At 44.8% G+C, this 17,018-nt stretch carries 15 protein-coding genes; 12 read left to right on the top strand and 3 right to left on the bottom strand.

Features of this window, described 5'->3' with window-relative positions; all coding sequences use genetic code 11:
* The 5 genes from otnK to AACS00_RS09530 are packed head-to-tail and all read left to right on the top strand — an operon-like array spanning window position 1 to window position 5,179.
* Complete coding sequence (otnK, locus tag AACS00_RS09550; protein ID WP_110167234.1) at window positions 1-1,257, top strand: 3-oxo-tetronate kinase; 1,257 nt, start codon at window positions 1-3, stop codon at window positions 1,255-1,257.
* Complete coding sequence (gene otnC, locus AACS00_RS09545) at window positions 1,254-1,886, top strand: 3-oxo-tetronate 4-phosphate decarboxylase (protein ID WP_072671145.1); 633 nt, start codon at window positions 1,254-1,256, stop codon at window positions 1,884-1,886. Before otnK ends, otnC begins: the two co-directional genes overlap by 4 nt.
* Complete coding sequence (gene otnI / locus AACS00_RS09540; RefSeq protein WP_110167233.1) at window positions 1,886-2,662, top strand: 2-oxo-tetronate isomerase; 777 nt, start codon at window positions 1,886-1,888, stop codon at window positions 2,660-2,662. The genes otnC and otnI overlap by 1 nt, the downstream gene beginning before the upstream one ends.
* Before the next feature lie 43 nt (window positions 2,663-2,705).
* Entirely contained in the window at window positions 2,706-3,677 is a 972-nt protein-coding gene (gene denD / locus AACS00_RS09535; protein ID WP_110167232.1) for a D-erythronate dehydrogenase, read from the top strand.
* The gene (locus AACS00_RS09530; protein ID WP_110167231.1) at window positions 3,677-5,179 is read left to right on the top strand and encodes a GntP family permease; all 1,503 of its coding nucleotides are present in this window, start codon (window positions 3,677-3,679) and stop codon (window positions 5,177-5,179) included. The genes denD and AACS00_RS09530 overlap by 1 nt, the downstream gene beginning before the upstream one ends.
* Before the next feature lie 104 nt (window positions 5,180-5,283).
* On the opposite strand, the gene AACS00_RS09525 is transcribed toward AACS00_RS09530, so the two are convergent.
* Together AACS00_RS09525 and AACS00_RS09520 are read right to left on the bottom strand one after the other, a co-directional pair.
* The gene (locus AACS00_RS09525; protein ID WP_110167230.1) at window positions 5,284-6,051 is read right to left on the bottom strand and encodes an ABC transporter ATP-binding protein; all 768 of its coding nucleotides are present in this window, start codon (window positions 6,049-6,051) and stop codon (window positions 5,284-5,286) included.
* Between the two features lies 1 nt (window position 6,052).
* Window positions 6,053-7,105 carry a FecCD family ABC transporter permease gene (locus tag AACS00_RS09520; RefSeq protein WP_072671140.1) on the bottom strand — a complete coding sequence of 351 codons (1,053 nt, stop codon included), beginning with the start codon at window positions 7,103-7,105 and terminating at the stop codon, window positions 6,053-6,055.
* A gap of 388 nt (window positions 7,106-7,493) precedes the next feature.
* Between AACS00_RS09520 and AACS00_RS09515 the strand changes: the two genes are divergently transcribed.
* The 7 genes from AACS00_RS09515 (at window position 7,494) to AACS00_RS09485 (ending at window position 15,732) form a co-directional block, all read left to right on the top strand.
* Entirely contained in the window at window positions 7,494-8,579 is a 1,086-nt protein-coding gene (locus AACS00_RS09515; protein ID WP_110167229.1) for an ABC transporter substrate-binding protein, read from the top strand.
* Window positions 8,580-8,885: 306 nt separating this feature from the next.
* On the top strand, window positions 8,886-9,830 hold the full coding sequence (gene ylqF / locus AACS00_RS09510) for a ribosome biogenesis GTPase YlqF (protein WP_110167228.1): 945 nt from the start codon (window positions 8,886-8,888) through the stop codon (window positions 9,828-9,830).
* A gap of 311 nt (window positions 9,831-10,141) precedes the next feature.
* Window positions 10,142-11,269 carry an efflux RND transporter periplasmic adaptor subunit gene (locus AACS00_RS09505; RefSeq protein ID WP_110167227.1) on the top strand — a complete coding sequence of 376 codons (1,128 nt, stop codon included), beginning with the start codon at window positions 10,142-10,144 and terminating at the stop codon, window positions 11,267-11,269.
* Window positions 11,259-12,530 carry a TolC family protein gene (locus AACS00_RS09500; RefSeq protein ID WP_110167226.1) on the top strand — a complete coding sequence of 424 codons (1,272 nt, stop codon included), beginning with the start codon at window positions 11,259-11,261 and terminating at the stop codon, window positions 12,528-12,530. Before AACS00_RS09505 ends, AACS00_RS09500 begins: the two co-directional genes overlap by 11 nt.
* Window positions 12,530-13,747, top strand: coding sequence for an ABC transporter permease (locus AACS00_RS09495; RefSeq protein ID WP_110167225.1), 1,218 nt, complete (start codon window positions 12,530-12,532; stop codon window positions 13,745-13,747). Before AACS00_RS09500 ends, AACS00_RS09495 begins: the two co-directional genes overlap by 1 nt.
* Before the next feature lies 1 nt (window position 13,748).
* Complete coding sequence (locus tag AACS00_RS09490) at window positions 13,749-15,029, top strand: ABC transporter permease (RefSeq protein WP_072671134.1); 1,281 nt, start codon at window positions 13,749-13,751, stop codon at window positions 15,027-15,029.
* Window positions 15,022-15,732, top strand: a complete 711-nt coding sequence (locus AACS00_RS09485; RefSeq protein WP_072671133.1) for an ABC transporter ATP-binding protein — start codon at window positions 15,022-15,024, stop codon at window positions 15,730-15,732. Before AACS00_RS09490 ends, AACS00_RS09485 begins: the two co-directional genes overlap by 8 nt.
* A 65-nt stretch (window positions 15,733-15,797) precedes the next feature.
* Here AACS00_RS09485 and AACS00_RS09480 read toward each other — a convergent pair whose 3' ends face one another.
* A complete protein-coding gene (locus AACS00_RS09480; RefSeq protein WP_110167224.1) occupies window positions 15,798-16,781 on the bottom strand; it encodes a CobW family GTP-binding protein in 984 nt (327 codons plus the stop codon).
* Window positions 16,782-17,018 lie beyond the last annotated feature (237 nt).

The following is a 17,018-nucleotide window of genomic DNA, read 5'->3' as shown; positions in this document are numbered from 1 at the left end:
ATGTTACTTGGAGTCATTGCTGATGATTTTACTGGCGCAACCGATATTGCAGGTTTTCTGGTTGAAAATGGCATGCGCACTGTACAGCTCAACGGCATACCAAAGAAAAACATTCATGTAGACGCCGATGCCGTGGTCATCAGCCTTAAATCCCGCTCATGTCCCGCTGAACAAGCCGTCAACCAATCACTGAAAGCGCTTCGTTGGTTGCAAGCTCAGGGCTGCCAGCAGTTTTATTTTAAATACTGCTCGACTTTCGATAGTACTGCACAAGGCAATATCGGTCCGGTGATCGATGCCCTACTAGCAGAACTGAATGAAACCTTCACTATCGTTTGCCCAGCACTGCCAGTTAATGGCCGTACCGTATTCAATGGTTATCTATTTGTGCTTGGTGAACTCCTGAACGAATCGGGCATGCGCCACCATCCTGTAACACCAATGACAGATTCGAGCTTAGTTCGTCTGATGAATAACCAATCTCAAGGTGAATGTGGTCTGGTTAATTATCAAGTCATTGAGCAAGGTGTAGACGCCGTTGTTGCACGTTTTGCTCAATTACAAGAGGAGGGAAAACGCTACGCGGTTGTTGATGCCATTAATAGCAATCATCTGATTACTATCGGTCAGGCAGTGAAATCACTCAAATTGATCACTGGTGGATCAGGCTTAGCTGCAGGTATCGCTCAAAATTGGGCCAACAAACTGGCCGATCAAAGCGAAGCTCAATCGGCAGGCTTACCGACAAAAGCACCCGGTGTCGTGCTTTCTGGATCTTGCTCAGTCATGACGAATCAACAAGTCGCCCGTTATCAATCGGTAGCACCGCATTTTGCCGTCGACGTCGAAGCGTGCCTACGCGATAAAAACTATGTACAACAAGCGTTTATTTGGGTCACCGCGCAACTTGATAGTCACTACGCACCCATGGTGTATGCCACCGCAGATCCGGACAAACTCAAGGACATTCAAGCGCAATACGGTGCGGCCACTTCAAGTGAAGCGGTAGAGCAATTTTTCAGTCAACTTGCCCATCAATTGCAAGAGTTTGGGGTTAAAAACTTTATTGTTGCTGGCGGTGAAACGTCCGGAATTGTAACCCAAAGTCTTGGTGTCACAGGTTTTCACATCGGACCACAAATCGCCCCAGGTGTGCCTTGGGTCCAATCTATCGACGGCTCACTATCGTTGGCACTTAAGTCAGGTAACTTCGGCGATGAACGCTTCTTCGAAAAAGCACAGGATTTTTATCTATGACAGAACAACAACTTAGAGAACAGATGGTTAGCCTTGCACGCTCCATGTTTGAACGTGGTTACGCCACGGGTGGTGCAGGAAACCTATCATTGAAATTACCGAACGGCCATTTTCTCGCTACACCAACAGGCTCTTCATTTGGCCGTTTAATCGCCGAAGAATTATCTGTGGTAGATATTGAGGGTAATCAACTCTCCGGCAAACGTGCTTCAAAAGAGATAGCCTTCCATCTGGCTATCTACCGAAACAATCCGAAATGTAACGCAATTGTGCATTTGCATTCTACTTATCTGACAGCGCTCTCCTGCCTCGATAATCTCGATGCTGATAATGCTATTCGCCCTTTCACACCTTACTACGTGATGCGTATCGGCCAATTACCTGTCATTCCCTATTTGCGCCCGGGTGAACCGCGTATTGCCGAAGAACTGGCTAAACGTGCCGCCGATTACCGTGCATTCTTACTGGCTAACCACGGCCCAGTCATCACTGGCGCCGATCTAGAAGATGCCGTGGATAACGCTGAAGAATTAGAAGAAACGGCCAAGTTAATGTTTTTACTCAATAACCATCCAGTTCGTTATCTCACAAATGTCGAGGTGGAAGACCTACAAGGGAGAGGAAAGTAATGGCTAAATTTGCTGCGAACCTTACCATGCTGTTCAACGAAGTGCCTTTTATAGAACGCTTTGAGCATGCACATCGTGCTGGCTTTAAGGCGATCGAATTTTTGTTTCCTTATGCTTTCGAACCACAAGTGTTGGCGAAAAAATTAGAGCAATACGGGCTTGAACAAGCGCTGTTTAATATGCCTCCCGGCGACTGGGATGCCGGTGAAAAAGGCTTCGCGGCTCTACCGGGGCGTGAGCAAGAATTTAGGCAAAGTGTCACCACCACACTGATGTATGCCAAAGCACTCAACTGCAAAAAAGTACACGCTATGTCAGGCATCATCGATCCAGCGTACAGCCAGCAACAACACATCGATACCTTTATCGCCAACATTCGTTACGCTGCGGATACCTTTGCCGAACATGGCATTGATGTACTGATTGAACCTTTAAACCAGCGCGATGTTCCTCATTACTTCATTGCTCATCAACGGCGTGCCGTTGAATTGATTCAGATGGTTAATCGTCCGAATGTGAAATTACAACTCGATCTGTACCACGCACAGATCATGGATGGCGATCTAGATGTTCTGATCCGCGATTTAGCGCCATTTACTGGCCATATTCAAATTGCGTCAGTGCCATACCGTAATGAACCTAGTGACGGTGAAATCAACTACCCGTATCTCTTCGATGTACTGGATAACTCCGGTTATGACGGTTGGATCGGGTGCGAATACAAACCTAAAACCACTACCGAACAAGGCTTAGGCTGGGTAAAGCCTTACTTATAACGCTCATAACAATAATAACAAGCAATACAACAAGGACATGTGTATGAACATCGTAATCACTGGTGGTGCCGGATTTCTCGGATCTCTACTAGCTCAAACCCTACTCCAACAAGATTCAGGTTCGATTCAGTCTTTAATGATTGTCGATCGAGTCAAACCCAACGGTACTATCACTGAAGATCCACGAGTCAGTGCCATCGTCGCCGACATCACCGATCCACAACAAGTGGCTACCTTGATTGGTCCGACAACCACTCATGTATTTCACCTTGCTGCGATTGTATCAAGTCATGCAGAACAAGATTTCGATCTTGGCATCAAGGTTAACTTGACGGCAACACAGTTAATGCTTGAACAGTGCCGTCAAGTCAATTCAGAGATACGCTTTGTATTTTCTAGTTCGCTCGCGGTGTTTGGTGGAGCATTACCAGAGGTAGTGACGCCAATGACGGCGACTCAGCCCAGTTCTTCATACGGTACACAAAAAGCCATAGGCGAGCTGTTGGTGAACGATTATGGTCGCAAAAATCTGGTTGATGCGATCAGCGTTCGTCTGCCAACGATCTGTATCCGTCCCGGCGTCCCCAATCAGGCCGCGTCATCGTTCGTAAGTGGCATGATTCGCGAACCGCTAAAAGGTCAAACATCCAACTGTCCAGTGGATCTTGACCTCGGACTGTGGATATCCAGCCCAGAAACTGTCATTCAGAATATTATCCACGCAAGCCGACTGGAGCGTAGTGCTATCCAGGGTTATCGAACTTTTAACTTACCCGGTATTAGAGTTACGCCACGCACTATGCTTGCTGTCATGGCAGAGCAAGTGTCTCCTTCTCGCACCGATCTCGTCACCATTAAAAAAGATAAAACGATTGAATCGATCGTAGCAAGCTGGCCTCAAGCCATTGATAACACAAAGGAACTCAACCTAGGTTTCAGTGTTGATGCCAATTTTAATGTCGTTCTTTCTCGCTACCTTACGACTTGCTCAGTCGTAGAAATGGAGGATGCATAATGTTATCTACTTCAGTTATCGGTTTGATCATCGCGGTATTTGTTTTGATATTTCTGGTTCTGCGCACTCGGGTTCATGTCTTGATCGCCATGCTTGCAGCCGCTTGTATTGCGGGCTTGATTGGTGGATTAAGTGTTAATGAAACAATGTCGGCCATCAGCCAAGGATTTGGCGGTACCTTAAGTGGCATTGGCATTGTCATTGGTCTGGGTGTCATGATGGGAGCCATTTTGGAAACCTCTGGCGCTGGAGAATCCATCGCCTATCACTTCATTAAATGGCTAGGTAAACGAAAGGAAGAACTGGCGTTAGCGATCACCGGATACATTGTCAGTATTCCCGTCTTTGTCGATAGTGCCTTAATCATCCTTTATCCAATTGCTAAGTCTTTGGCTAAGACTTCTCAACGTTCGATTCTCACTCTTACGGTCGCATTAGCAGGTGGTCTTGTCGTGGCTCACCACTGTATCCCACCAACACCTGGACCGTTGGGAGTAGCAAGTATTTTTGGTGTAGATATCGCTTCGATGCTCGGTTTTGGTTTGATCATCGCTTTACCATCAGTGGCCGGAATTGTCATGTATGCGCGTTGGCTAGAGAAGCATTTCCCCGAATACGCGACACCAGTGACGTTGGCTAAAGCACCAGAAGACCAGAAAAAAGTTCACGCGGACTATATGGCGTCAAAGTCAGCAAAAGCATTACCCTCTTTGACTAAATCAATCATGCCTATCGTGGTACCGATTTTACTGATCCTAGCAAATTCGCTGACACAGCTGGCAGAGAAACAACTCGGATTAACGGGATTTAGCACCAGCTTTTTCGGCCAGGCTATTCAATTCCTTGGTCACCCGATCATTGCGCTATCGATCAGTACATTACTGGCGGTATACACTTTGACGCCATACCTAGACAAAGCAGAGACAACTGCGAAGCTGGAACAAGGCATTTCAACATCAGGGATCATCCTTCTCGTTACTGGTGCTGGCGGTGCTCTGGGCAACGTACTACGCGAGTCAGGCGCTGGGGCTGAAATTGCTAACCAAGTCGCCTCATTACCCATCTCACCAATCATGATCCCGTTTATTATCGCAACATTAGTGCGAGTTATTCAGGGCAGTGGGACGGTTTCAATGATTACCGCGGCATCCATTTCTGCGCCAGTTTTAGCCGAAATTCAAGATGTGAACATGCTTTTTGCCGCTTCCGCTGCAACAATGGGCAGTCTATTCGCGGGCTATTTTAATGACAGCCTATTCCATATTGTCAACCGTCTAATGGGAGTGACAGAAGTTCGCAAACAATTGGTGATTTGGACCATTCCAACCACCCTTGCTTGGGCGATTGGCGGTACGTTAATCATGACACTGAACCTTATTTTTGGGACCGCTGGCTCTATTTATGATCCTCTACTACCTCTTGTTATTCTCGGCTGGTGTCTCTATTTTATGAGCTCACAGAGCCGTTCAATGAGTCAGAGCCTTACCAAAATAAATCATTAATATCCATTTCCCCTTTTATGAAAGCGGAATGATTTAAATAAACCGATGAGGATGGCTCTCCTCATCGGTTTATTCTCACAACAATACCAGAAGATCAAAACTTTCTATGCCGAACGTCGAGTACGAACAAAAGGAATCCCTTTATCATCGACCAGTACATCTGCATCCACCTGATACAGTTGATATATCAATTCGGAAGTCAAGAGATCTTGCGGTTTCCCTTGGGCTAACAACTGCCCTTGTTTCATCACCAAAAGATTATCCGCATATTGCGCGGCAAGATTAAGATCATGCAACACCATAATCGTAGTGTATTGATGCTGACGAGTTTGCTCAACCAAATGCTCAAGCAACACATGTTGATGGTGCAAATCGAGCGCACTAACAGGTTCATCCAGCATTAAGATGGAAGGGCTGCGCATCAATGCTTGAGCAAATAAAATCATCTGGCACTGCCCTCCACTTAAGGTTCTGACATCTCGATGTGCCAAATGACGTAAACCTAAACGAGAAAGGATTGACAGGCCATCATTCAACATCCTATCATCAATGCGCATACTCAAGGCATCCAAACGCCCAAGCAAAATCACTTCAATCACCGACAAGTTGACATCAAGATGAATATCTTGTGGCATGTAACCAAACTGTTGACGCCATTGCGCAAGATGCTGCTTATTGAGTATTTGTTGATGGAAGCGAATTTCGCCTTCTTGCCATCGTATATCACCAAACAAGGTTTTGAGTAAGGTACTTTTTCCTGTACCGTTGGGACCAAGAATTGCCGTTACTTGACCTGGTTGTAATGAAAAACTCACCCCATCCGCCAAGACTAAATCACCAAATCGAACATGAAGATTGTTAACTTGTAACATATTAACGCGCCTTGCCAATAATGAGCCAAAAGAAAAAGGGCACTCCAACAATGGCGGTCACAATACCAATTGGGAACAGCGCTCCTGGAACAATTACTTTCGATAAAACAGAGGCGGTAGAGAGTAAAAATGCGCCGATTAAAAAGGATAAGGGAAGAAAGAAACGTTGATCCTCACCGACCAAAATCTTAGCGATATTGGGAGCGACAATACCAATAAACCCAATAATACCCACGAAGCTGGTCACCGTTGCCGTCATCAGTGCAACGAGAAATAATGTTTTTAACCTGAGCCGAACAATATTCACTCCGAGGCTTTTTGCCCGCTCTTCCCCTAAACGTAATGCCGTTAACTTCCAAGCATCTTTTAGTAACAGTACAACACTCAAACTGACCACGACAGCGGTGATCATCAAGTTATTCCACGTTGCTTTCGATAAGCTGCCAAACAACCAAAACAAAATTTGCTGGCTTAACTCCGGTGAAGAGATGAACTGCACTAATGAGAGTAAAGATTGAAATAAAAACAGCAAAGCTATGCCTGCCAAAATCAACTGCCCAGACCCAATATGACGTACAGATGCAAGAGCAAAGAGAAAGCAAGCAGAAAGCATACAACACACAAAAGCGCCTAAGGGAACCGCAAAATGGTTCTCTATGCCTAGCGAACCAACATAAAGTACCAAAGCGGCACCAAATCCAGCTGCGGCAGCCATTCCCAACGTATAAGGGCTCGCCATTGAATTATTCAACAACGTTTGCATTTCTGCACCGCCGACCCCAAGCGATCCACCGACGAAGATAGCCATTAATGCAATAGGCAATCGTAAATTTTTGACAATCACTTGTGTCGAAGCATCAACCTGAAAAGGAAGCCCGATCCATTCTAATAATGCATGCAGTACCGAGGTCACATCGATCATCGAGGGACCAGTCATAATATCTAGAATAAAGGAAGCAATCAGCAATAAACCGAAGCCAAATAACATCCAACTACGGCGACGTTCACTTTCTCGCTGTGTCATAACAGCATCTTGTAATGTATCAGAGATCATTTTTTATTAATCCAGTTTTTCGTAGCCAAAAACAACTCGTTGAGAAAAAATTCAATGACAACCAGACAACACTATCGAGCACTTTTGGTTTTGCAGTGATCAAACCTGATACTGGGATAATGATAAAAGAGGTGAGCAAAGCCTTTCTTTTCATTCTTATTTTCTCGAACACGCCTGTATATGCGTGACTCGTACTAGCATTGAATCAGCGCACATTATGCGGCCTTGGCTGTGAATAATACCATTCAATAAATAATAATTACCACACATTGAGTATCTAAATAATAACTATTTGCATAATTATTTAGTTTATTCTTATAATCATGTCAATAGTCCGACGCATTCCAGCGCCAAATATGCATTTAATAGCAAATGAAGAGTTTATCGTATGTACAAAAAATTCCTGATCATGGCTTCACTGGCTTTTAGCACCACAGCTCTCTCAGCAGTGACTACCGTTACTGATGTATTAGAAAGGCAAGTTACCTTTAACGCTCCCGCTCAACGCGTTATTGTTGGTTTTTACCCTGAAGACTATATGGCTATTGGTACAGAAGCGGCCTATGACAACGTCGTTGGTATGTCAAAATACATCTGGCAAGCTCGGCCAGCCAACTGGGAGATGTATGTTAAGCATCGTCCCTCACTGGATGATATCCCTGAAATTGGCCGAGTAGATACCAATTCATTTTCGATAGAAAAAGTGATCAGCCTAAACCCTGACCTCATCCTATTAGCCGATTGGCAATATAAAGCCTTAAGCACGGAAGTCTCTCGCCTTGAAGCAATGGAGATTCCGATTGTGGTTGTCGATTATAATGCTCAAACGGTAGAACGGCATGTAAAAAGCACCCAACTGATTGGCATCATCACAGGACAAGAAAAACGGGCTGAAGCCATTGCGAATGAATATCAGGAAAGTGTCGAGAAGATAACTCAACGACTGGCTGCGGCAAATAAACCTCAACCAAAAATCTATACCGAATATGGTGCAAGCGGGGTAAATGAAGTGGGCTACACCTTTGGTAAAAATATGTGGGGAGCTATCTCAACCATGGCGGGTGGCGATAATATTTCAGTCCCTTATGTCGAATGGTGGGGAAAACTTAACCCTGAACAAATTATTGCCAGCAATCCCGATGTGATTGTTATTACAGGGTATGAATCCGGCACTGCCAGCAATGCAATGCTCATAGGGCAAGACGTCGCCGAAGAAACGGCAAAACAACGGCTAGCGGGCTTTAAACAACGGCTGGGTTGGTCTTCCATTAATGCAGTAAAAAACAACCGGATGTATGCCGCCTATCATGGTGCATGTCGAACCATTATGGACGGCGCAATGATTCAGTTTTATGCTAAGGCGCTCTACCCTGATGTCTTCACTGATCTCCACCCCGAGCAAGCCTATTTGGATTTCTATCAAAAATATTTACCAGTTACCCCTCAAGGCACCTTTGTTACTCAGCTTCCTTAATCCTTTGCCATTGAGCTCAACGCTCTCGTTGGGCTCAATGCTTATCGCTTTATCATTATCATTTTCCTGTGAACTTTTTCATTATTCACAACCGATTAATTGCTTCACTTTTCATCTTCACTAATGAGCTAAACCAAACCTCATCATATGTAGATTCCCGCGCTATGATAAAAATGCTAAAATACTCAACATAAGAGCTGCTGTCATTATGGTTAGTATGGCGACCCAATCAAACTCATCGATTGTTTTGATGCCCACCTGATACCCCACCAGCTAAAACCAAAAAACGAAAGGCTACAAACTCCAATGGTTAATAATAAAATTCAATGGTTTCCGGGCCACATGCACAAGGCTCGTAAAGAGATTGAAGAAGCAATTCCGCAAATTGATGTGATTATCGAAGTGCTCGATGCGCGTATCCCTTATAGCAGTGAAAACCCGCTCATTTCTCAGCTTCGCGGTGACAAACCTTGCGTTAAAGTGCTGAATAAGCGTGATTTGGCGGATCCTGAAATGACCGAGTTGTGGATTGCTCATTTAGAGCAAGAGCAAGGGGTGAAAGCCATGGCCATCACCACGGCAAATCCACAAGAAGTGCATCGAATTCTCGATTTTTGTCGCAAACTCGTTCCCCATCGTGAAGAAGTGGGTAAAAATGTCCGCACCATGATCATGGGGATCCCTAACGTGGGTAAGTCTACCATCATCAATACATTGGCTGGTCGAGCGATAGCCCAAACCGGTAACCAACCTGCGGTAACACGTCGTCAACAACGGATCAATTTACAAAATGGTATCGTGCTATCTGATACCCCTGGTATTTTATGGCCGAAAGTTGAAAACCCTCACAGTGGTTTTCGCCTTGCCGCGACAGGCGCCATTAAAGATACCGCAATGGAATACGAAGATGTCGCGTTTTACACAGTCGAGTATCTCGCCAAACATTATGCCGACAAACTCACCGCACGTTATCAAGTTGATGGCACGCCGCAATCTGACGTTGAATGGATGGAAGCGATCGGCCAAAAACGAGGCGCGCTGCGCTCTGGTGGACGAGTAGATTTACATAAAGCATCGGAAATTCTTCTACATGAACTTCGTCAAGGGGTACTTGGGCAAATCACCTTAGAACACCCAGAGATGATTCCAAATGAATTAATCGAAGTCGAACAAGAAGAAATCCGCAAAGCGGAAGAAAAAGCGAAAATAAAAGAAGAGCGTCGTAAACGCTATTTACGCAATAAACGCTAGCGAGTAGAGAGCACAACGCAAAACCTCTCACACAAAAAGTCACAACGTCACTTAAGGTTGTGGCTTTTTTTATCTCCCTCGCTTAATCGTCTAAGGCTTTGATTCACTCACTTCCTGTGTTTAGCAATACACAAACGTACATTTCAAGACACACCACTGAGTGACAAACGAGGTTATGGTCAGTTAGGCTATCTGGCGTATTAAGACCCACAGATAGCTTTCATAAAGCACTGTCTGATGATTATCTGCGGAACCTAATCATCAATTTACCATCATACGTTCATGATCTTATCTCACTTACGGAACCTAACATGAAAAAACGCTGGATTGCAGTCGGCATCGTATTAATCGGCAGTGGTTATTGGGTTAACTCACATTTTTCTCAGCCCAAAGCTTCACTGCCAACCCTCACGGCACAATTAGGTCAAATTGAAAAACAAGCCGTCGCGGTAGGAAAAATCGTTCCTGCTCACTCGGTTTCCGTCAAATCGCAAATTGAAGGTATCGTTGGCGAGGTCTTCCACCAAGTCGGTGAACACGTTACTGCAGGTACGCCATTAATTAAAATTAACCCTAACCCAACTCCGCAAGCACTCACCGAAGCAACCACCATGTTAATGCAAAGTGAAGCCAGCTTAGAATCAGCAAAACAAAACGTTGCCAATTTAGAACGGTTGGTACAACAAAATATTATTCCTAAAAACTACGGCGACTATGTCCAAGCTCAAGCGGATCTGAAGTCAAAATTAGCTGATGTGGTGCAAAAACGTCAAAACTTGGAATTAATTCGTAGCGGTGAAGCCTCAATTGGCGACGCAAAATTAACTTCAACCCTAACTGCTCCGATTGACGGCACTATTTTAAATTTAAAAGTTGAGGTGGGTGAGCCAATCATCTCTACCGCCTCCAGCCAAGCTGCGACAGAATTAATGACCATCGCCGATATGAACAACATGATTTTTAAAGGTAGTGTCAGCGAACACGATGCCGCGCAATTAGCCGTTGGTATGCCAGTTACGGTCGTACTTGCACCCTTTCCAACCATTAATATCGATGGCGTATTAAGTAAAGTCGCCGTGCAATCGGAAAAGCTTAATAACCCTAGCTCGGCCAATAGCACAGGGTTTGATAATGGTTTTGAAGTCGAGATTAGCCAACTGAGCTTTCCTGATACAATTACCCTTCGCTCCGGTTTTTCAGCCACTGCTCATATCATCTTAGAGAAAGTCGACGATGTCGTGACGATCCCCGAACGTGCATTACGTTTTCAAGGTAATCAAGCCGAAGTATTAATTGCTGATGATTCAGAACATGGATTCACCGCACAGCCAGTAATATTAGGGTTATCCGATGGCATCAATGTGCAAATTATATCTGGACTTGAAAACCAACAAACCATTGTTGATAACAGTATGCTGGGTCATTCTTATGCCAACTAATGCCTTGATCAATTTTACCCGTTATGGATTATTAGCACTTGCGATCAGTCAACCCGCTTTTGCTATTACGTTAGAACAAGCTTGGCAAGCGGCAAAAACCGCTGACCCAACCTACATGCAGGCACAAATCCAATCGCAAATTAGTCAAACTGACGTCGCCACAGCCACTAGCGTATTACGCCCATCGCTGAATATCACGGCGCAAACCAGTTGGAACCAAGATGGTGACAACCAAAGAGGTTATGGCGCCACATTAAGTCAAACCCTTTGGGATAGCTCTGCTTGGTCTGCGCTTGATCAGTCTCAAGCTCACTATGTCGCTACGCAACTGCGGGCAAAAGCGGAATACAATAACCTTGCTGCCCGTTTACTGACCGCTTATCTTGATGTGGCAAGCGCTCAAGGCGATTTGAATCTTGCTCAAGAAAAATGGCATGAAGGTGGACAATTACTGCAGATCACTGAGCAGCGCTATCTGGCCGGTAAAATTCGCGCCACAGAGTTAGAAGATATGCGCGCCAATCATGTTGATGAGCAAGCTGCTTTACTCGCCGCACAATCGGCTCTTGCTAGCAAACAATATGCGTTAACGGCACTCATTAATCAGCCAGTTGATAAAATCAATGAAATCAATACGCAGGTATCAGAGCAACCCACTTTGCCTTTTGCGACTGAACAACAATGGATTAAGCTTGCCAAAGACAACAGTCCGACCTTGTTAGCCAGCATACAAGAGTTAACTGCGGCTCAATTTGCACATGACGCCGCTAAAGCCAAATATTACCCGACGTTATCAGGTAGCGTGTCCTATCAAAGTACTGATCAAGGTCGTGATGGTGATTTGAATGCAGGGCTGACGCTCAGCGTGCCTATCGATTTAAATGGGGCGACACGTTCTAATGTGGATCGCGCTCAACTCACTATCTTAAACAACAAGCAAGCGGTGAGAAAAGTTGAGATTGATATTCAACAAGAAATTCAAACTCGCTTTCATCAACTGCAATTGGAATGGCAACGGATTGAAATTGCCCAGCAACAAGTGTTGGCGCGACAAACCGCGTTAGAAAGTAAGCAAGCGGTGTATAACGCCGGGATGACCGAAGCTTCTGAGGTTATCACTGCTCATAATGCACTGTTTAATAGTAAACATACCTTACAAACTCGTTTATACGACTACTGGCATCATCGCATTGCCTTGCTAAAAACCGTTGGCAAATTAGATGATGAGAGTATCGCGTTAATCGCACGAGCACTGCAGTAATGAACAGCCTATTTTTACAAGTTGCCCAAACTTTGTTGGCACACCGCTTGCGCAGCACATTAGCCATTATTGCCATTGTCTGGGGAATGCTGTCGGTACTGGTTTTAGTCGCTTTAGGTGAAGGGTTTTATCGAGTGAATACTCAATCCTTTGCGTTACTGATGAGTGATACTCAGATGGCTTTTCCTAGTCAAACGACTAAACCATGGCAAGGGCTACCGGCGAAACGACCTATCCGGATCTCCGAGGAGCAAATGCACGCGTTAGCCAGACAATCAGCGATAGAGCAACTGTCGGTGATGTACGGAAAATGGGATGCCAACGTCACCAACGATCAAGGACGCTCACTACCAGGTTATGTCGCTGGGGTTGATCAGCATTATTTTGCTTTACAAAGTCTAACCTTACATCCGGCGTCGCGTGCGATATCCCCTAATGATGTACTCAATCATGCGAGAGTAGCGATCATCGGTTGGCAATTAGCCCAAGTCGGTCAATTGGCGCTCGGCGATAGCGTTAAGGTCAATGGCGTACCCTTTTTTATTATTGGTATCACTGAGCAAAAAGAAGGCGGTGTATCATTAAATAATGAAAGTAATCAATTGATGATCCCTAGCACGACCTTTACCGATTTATGGCAAAGTAAACCCTATTCTTTATTGGTAAAACCTAAAGCAGATATCCCAGGACTGGCTTTACGTCACACCATACAAACGTTTTTTGCCAAGCAGCAACACTATGATCCGACAGATAGCGAAGCGGTTTATTTACCAGACTTCAGTAGTGGTGCTCAATTTATCAATGCGCTATTTCGCGGTATTCAACTGTTTTTAGGTGCGAGTGGCATGATAACACTTGCCGTTGGCGCGTTAGGCGTGGCGAATATTATGTTTTTATCGGTGACAGAACGAACGCGAGAAATAGGTGTGAGACTGGCGGTCGGGGCAACCCCAAACACTATCCTCTGGCAATTTATACTCGAAGGCACGTTATTGGTTGCTCTTGGCTGTACATTTGGTATTGGCCTCTCGTATTTAACCATTGCAACGCTCAATCAATTGGGTTTGCCTGAATGGCTAGGTACGCCGATCATCACCAGCGCATCGATCATTGGTTCGCTCTTGATAACCACTTGCCTCGCGTTATGTGCCGCTTATTTTCCAGCGCGCCGTGCCGCCCATTTAACGCCAGTGTTAGCTTTAAGTGCGAGAGGATAGCATGCTGCCAATCAGACAAATTGTTCAAGAAATGCTGGCAGAAAAACAGCGTCTTTTGCTCACGATACTTGCCGTCGCTTGGGGGACCTTGTGCATTAGCATCATGTTAGCCAGCGGCGAAGGGCTAAAACAAGGGTTAACCCGCGCCTCGCAAAGCGGTAATGGTCAACTGATTTACATCACTCCCGGCTACGCCACTATCAATAGTGGGCGATTCTTTAGTGGTCAAGCCGTGACTTTACAAGCTCAAGATGTCGATGTAATCCGTGCATTGCCCAATGTACAACAAGCAGAAGTCAGTGCTGTGTGGGAGAAAACCGTCAGTTACCAAGAAAACAGCAGTTGGCGAACGCCCTATGCCGTTAGTCCTGATTATGCTCAATTGACAGGGATAGAAATGATGCCCGGCGGTCGCTGGTTTAATCAATTAGATAACCAGCAACAGCGTAAAGTCATCGTGTTGGGTTATACCACTGCAAGTCAGTTGTTTAATCAAGACAGCGATGAGGATTTCCTGCAATCGCCCGTGTTAACCATCAATCCCGTCGGTAAAATCGTTAAGGTCGGTGATGAAGATTTCACAGTAATTGGGGTCATTAAAACCAATAGCTCACTAGTAGAAGATGGCTTACCCATTGATTATTCGTTATTTGTTCCTTTAAGTACTTGGCAACGTTTTTATCCCAATCAAGCGATTACGGCGATTAATGTCAAACCCACAGCACAAGCTGATCGCGAACAATTAGCTCAAGTGATTAAACAAGTGTTAGCCAGAAAATATTCTGCCGATCCCAGTGATGAGCAGTTAATTCAAACCCAAGACATGCTACTCCGACAAAAAACCATGCAACGCTTTTTACTCGGTCTGCAAAGCTTTTTAGGGGTGATTGGTCTTGTGACTTTAAGCGTTGCAGGGATTGGGATTGCCAATGTAATGTATGCAACCGTCAAACGCGCTACGCGAGATATCGGTGTCAGAATGGCGGTTGGCGCTACCAGCACCAATATTCGTCTGCATTATTTAGTGCAATCCATCCTAACGATGGCTATGGGGGGAATCGTTGGATTGAGTTTTAGCTACGCACTGATCCGTCTCATTCAACAATTACCACTACAAGGTAACTTTCTTTATGATCAGTTGGGTAAACCTCAACCAGAACTATCATGGCCAATTCTGCTTTTGGTTATGGCAGCATTAATTATCATCGGCGTCATTGCGGCTTGGTTTCCAGCTAATCGCGCAGCAAATATCACTCCATTAGAGGCATTACAAAGTGAATGATCAATCTCCTCTCGTGCAACTCTCCAATATCTGTAAGCATTATCGAAGTGGTGAAGAACACGTCAAAGCGCTGGATAATGTCTCACTGAATATCAATAAAGGGGAATACCTTGCTATTCTTGGTCCATCTGGCTCAGGCAAATCGACCTTAATGAATGTTCTTGGCTGTTTGGACACCCCCACCAGTGGTAACTATATACTCGAAGACAAACCAGTATCATCGTTAAGCAATCACCAATTAGCCAAGATAAGAAATCAAAAAATTGGTTTTGTTTTTCAAAGCTTTAATTTACTCGATTATGCAAATGCGATTGATAATGTCGCTCTGCCACTGGTATATAGCGGAACAAAGTTGAAAGAAAGGCGTCAACGGGCAGAGTATTTATTAGAGAGTGTTGGTTTGGGTGATCGCCTCTATCATAAACCCAATCAACTTTCTGGCGGTCAAAAACAGCGAGTGGCTATTGCTCGAGCACTGGTTAATGACCCACAAATCATTTTGGCCGATGAACCAACAGGAGCGCTGGATTCAACATCAGGCGCTGAAATCGAAGCCTTGTTCAATCAGCTCCATCAAGCGGGACGAACGCTGATTATTGTCACTCATGATGTGGCACTGGCGCAGCGCACTCGGCGGATCATTACTATTAAGGATGGTAAAGTGTTATCGGATAAGCCTGCGATCAAAGCGAATGACGCTTAAACTCCCCCTTTAGAGAGAAGATAAGAAGGCTGAGAAACGGTCTTCTTATCTTTCTGAATCAATCATCATTTGATGTTGGCTAAGGTCAATAAAATTGACTCCAATTGATCCCACGGCATCAATTGTGAATCAATGACTTCTAAACGAGATTCAAAGCCTTGTAGGGTTAACTCGTTAACCGATAACACCCCGTTATTGGCATTAAAAGCATAACAACCTTTACTCGTATTCAGCACCCCTTTCACTCGTTCAGCGGTTAGGGCACTAAGCATTGAAAATAACTCATCAAAATCAAATAGATACTCCGCACCGAATAGCCAGCCACAACTGTAGTAGCCTTGACCACGATTTTCTTTACGTAGGAATGCTTGTCCCGGTGCTAAAGCAAACTGTGGCTCTAATTGCGCATGATGATGGTGATGAGCTTCGATATGGCTTGATGCACTTTCCGCACTACGTTCTATATCAAGCATCGAGAGCGGTAAATTGCCCTGACTGACTAACTGATAAGCCGCTTTCGCTGGTTGCTGTCTGGCGAACCAAGTCTGGAAAATCTCAATATCTGTTGGCGTTGCTTGATCAACTTTATTGGCAACAATCACATCAGCACTGGCTAATTGATCATTAAAATTTTGATTCGTCAAATATTTATCATTACTTAAATGACACGGATCAACTAATGCAATGGTCGCTTTGAGGTCAACATAAGGCTGATATTGGGCAGAAGTTAAAGTGGCGATAACTTGCTTGGGGTGCCCTAAGCCTGTCGGTTCGATCAATAAACGATCGGGCTTCTGTCTTAATAGGGTATTAATCCCCACTGACATAGGTACACCCGCCGTACAGCACATACACCCACCCGGGACTTCTTTAATGAATGCCCCTTGTTCAGACATCATCGCGCCATCAATACCAATTTCACCAAACTCATTCACCAACACCGCCCACTTTTCATCCGCCGGTTTATGCTTCAATAAGTTTAAAATCGTGGTCGTTTTACCTACGCCAAGAAAGCCAGTAATAATATTAGTCGGTACTTTTTTTGTCATCGTGGTACTCCTTTTCGCGGAGTATATACAAAAAACAAAGAGGTGTAGACTGAAACGAGCCGAAGACAAGCACTTGAATAGTAAAAGGCGCACTGTATAAGCGCGCCTTAATCCTCGTAACTCAATCGTGAGTTGTGCGAATCAGGAAGGCTATAGTTGCAACCTGATCATAATCGAGGCTATCTGAATTGTAGGTTGAATCCATCCAAGTTGTAGGTAAGGCTTGCGTTTCCTCCT

Origin of the sequence: Vibrio sp. 11986-1-5, assembly GCF_963878025.1 — a bacterium.
Taxonomy (GTDB): domain Bacteria; phylum Pseudomonadota; class Gammaproteobacteria; order Enterobacterales; family Vibrionaceae; genus Vibrio; species Vibrio injensis.
Note: the sequence above shows the minus strand (reverse complement) of the source record. Positions and strands in the feature narration are given on the sequence as shown.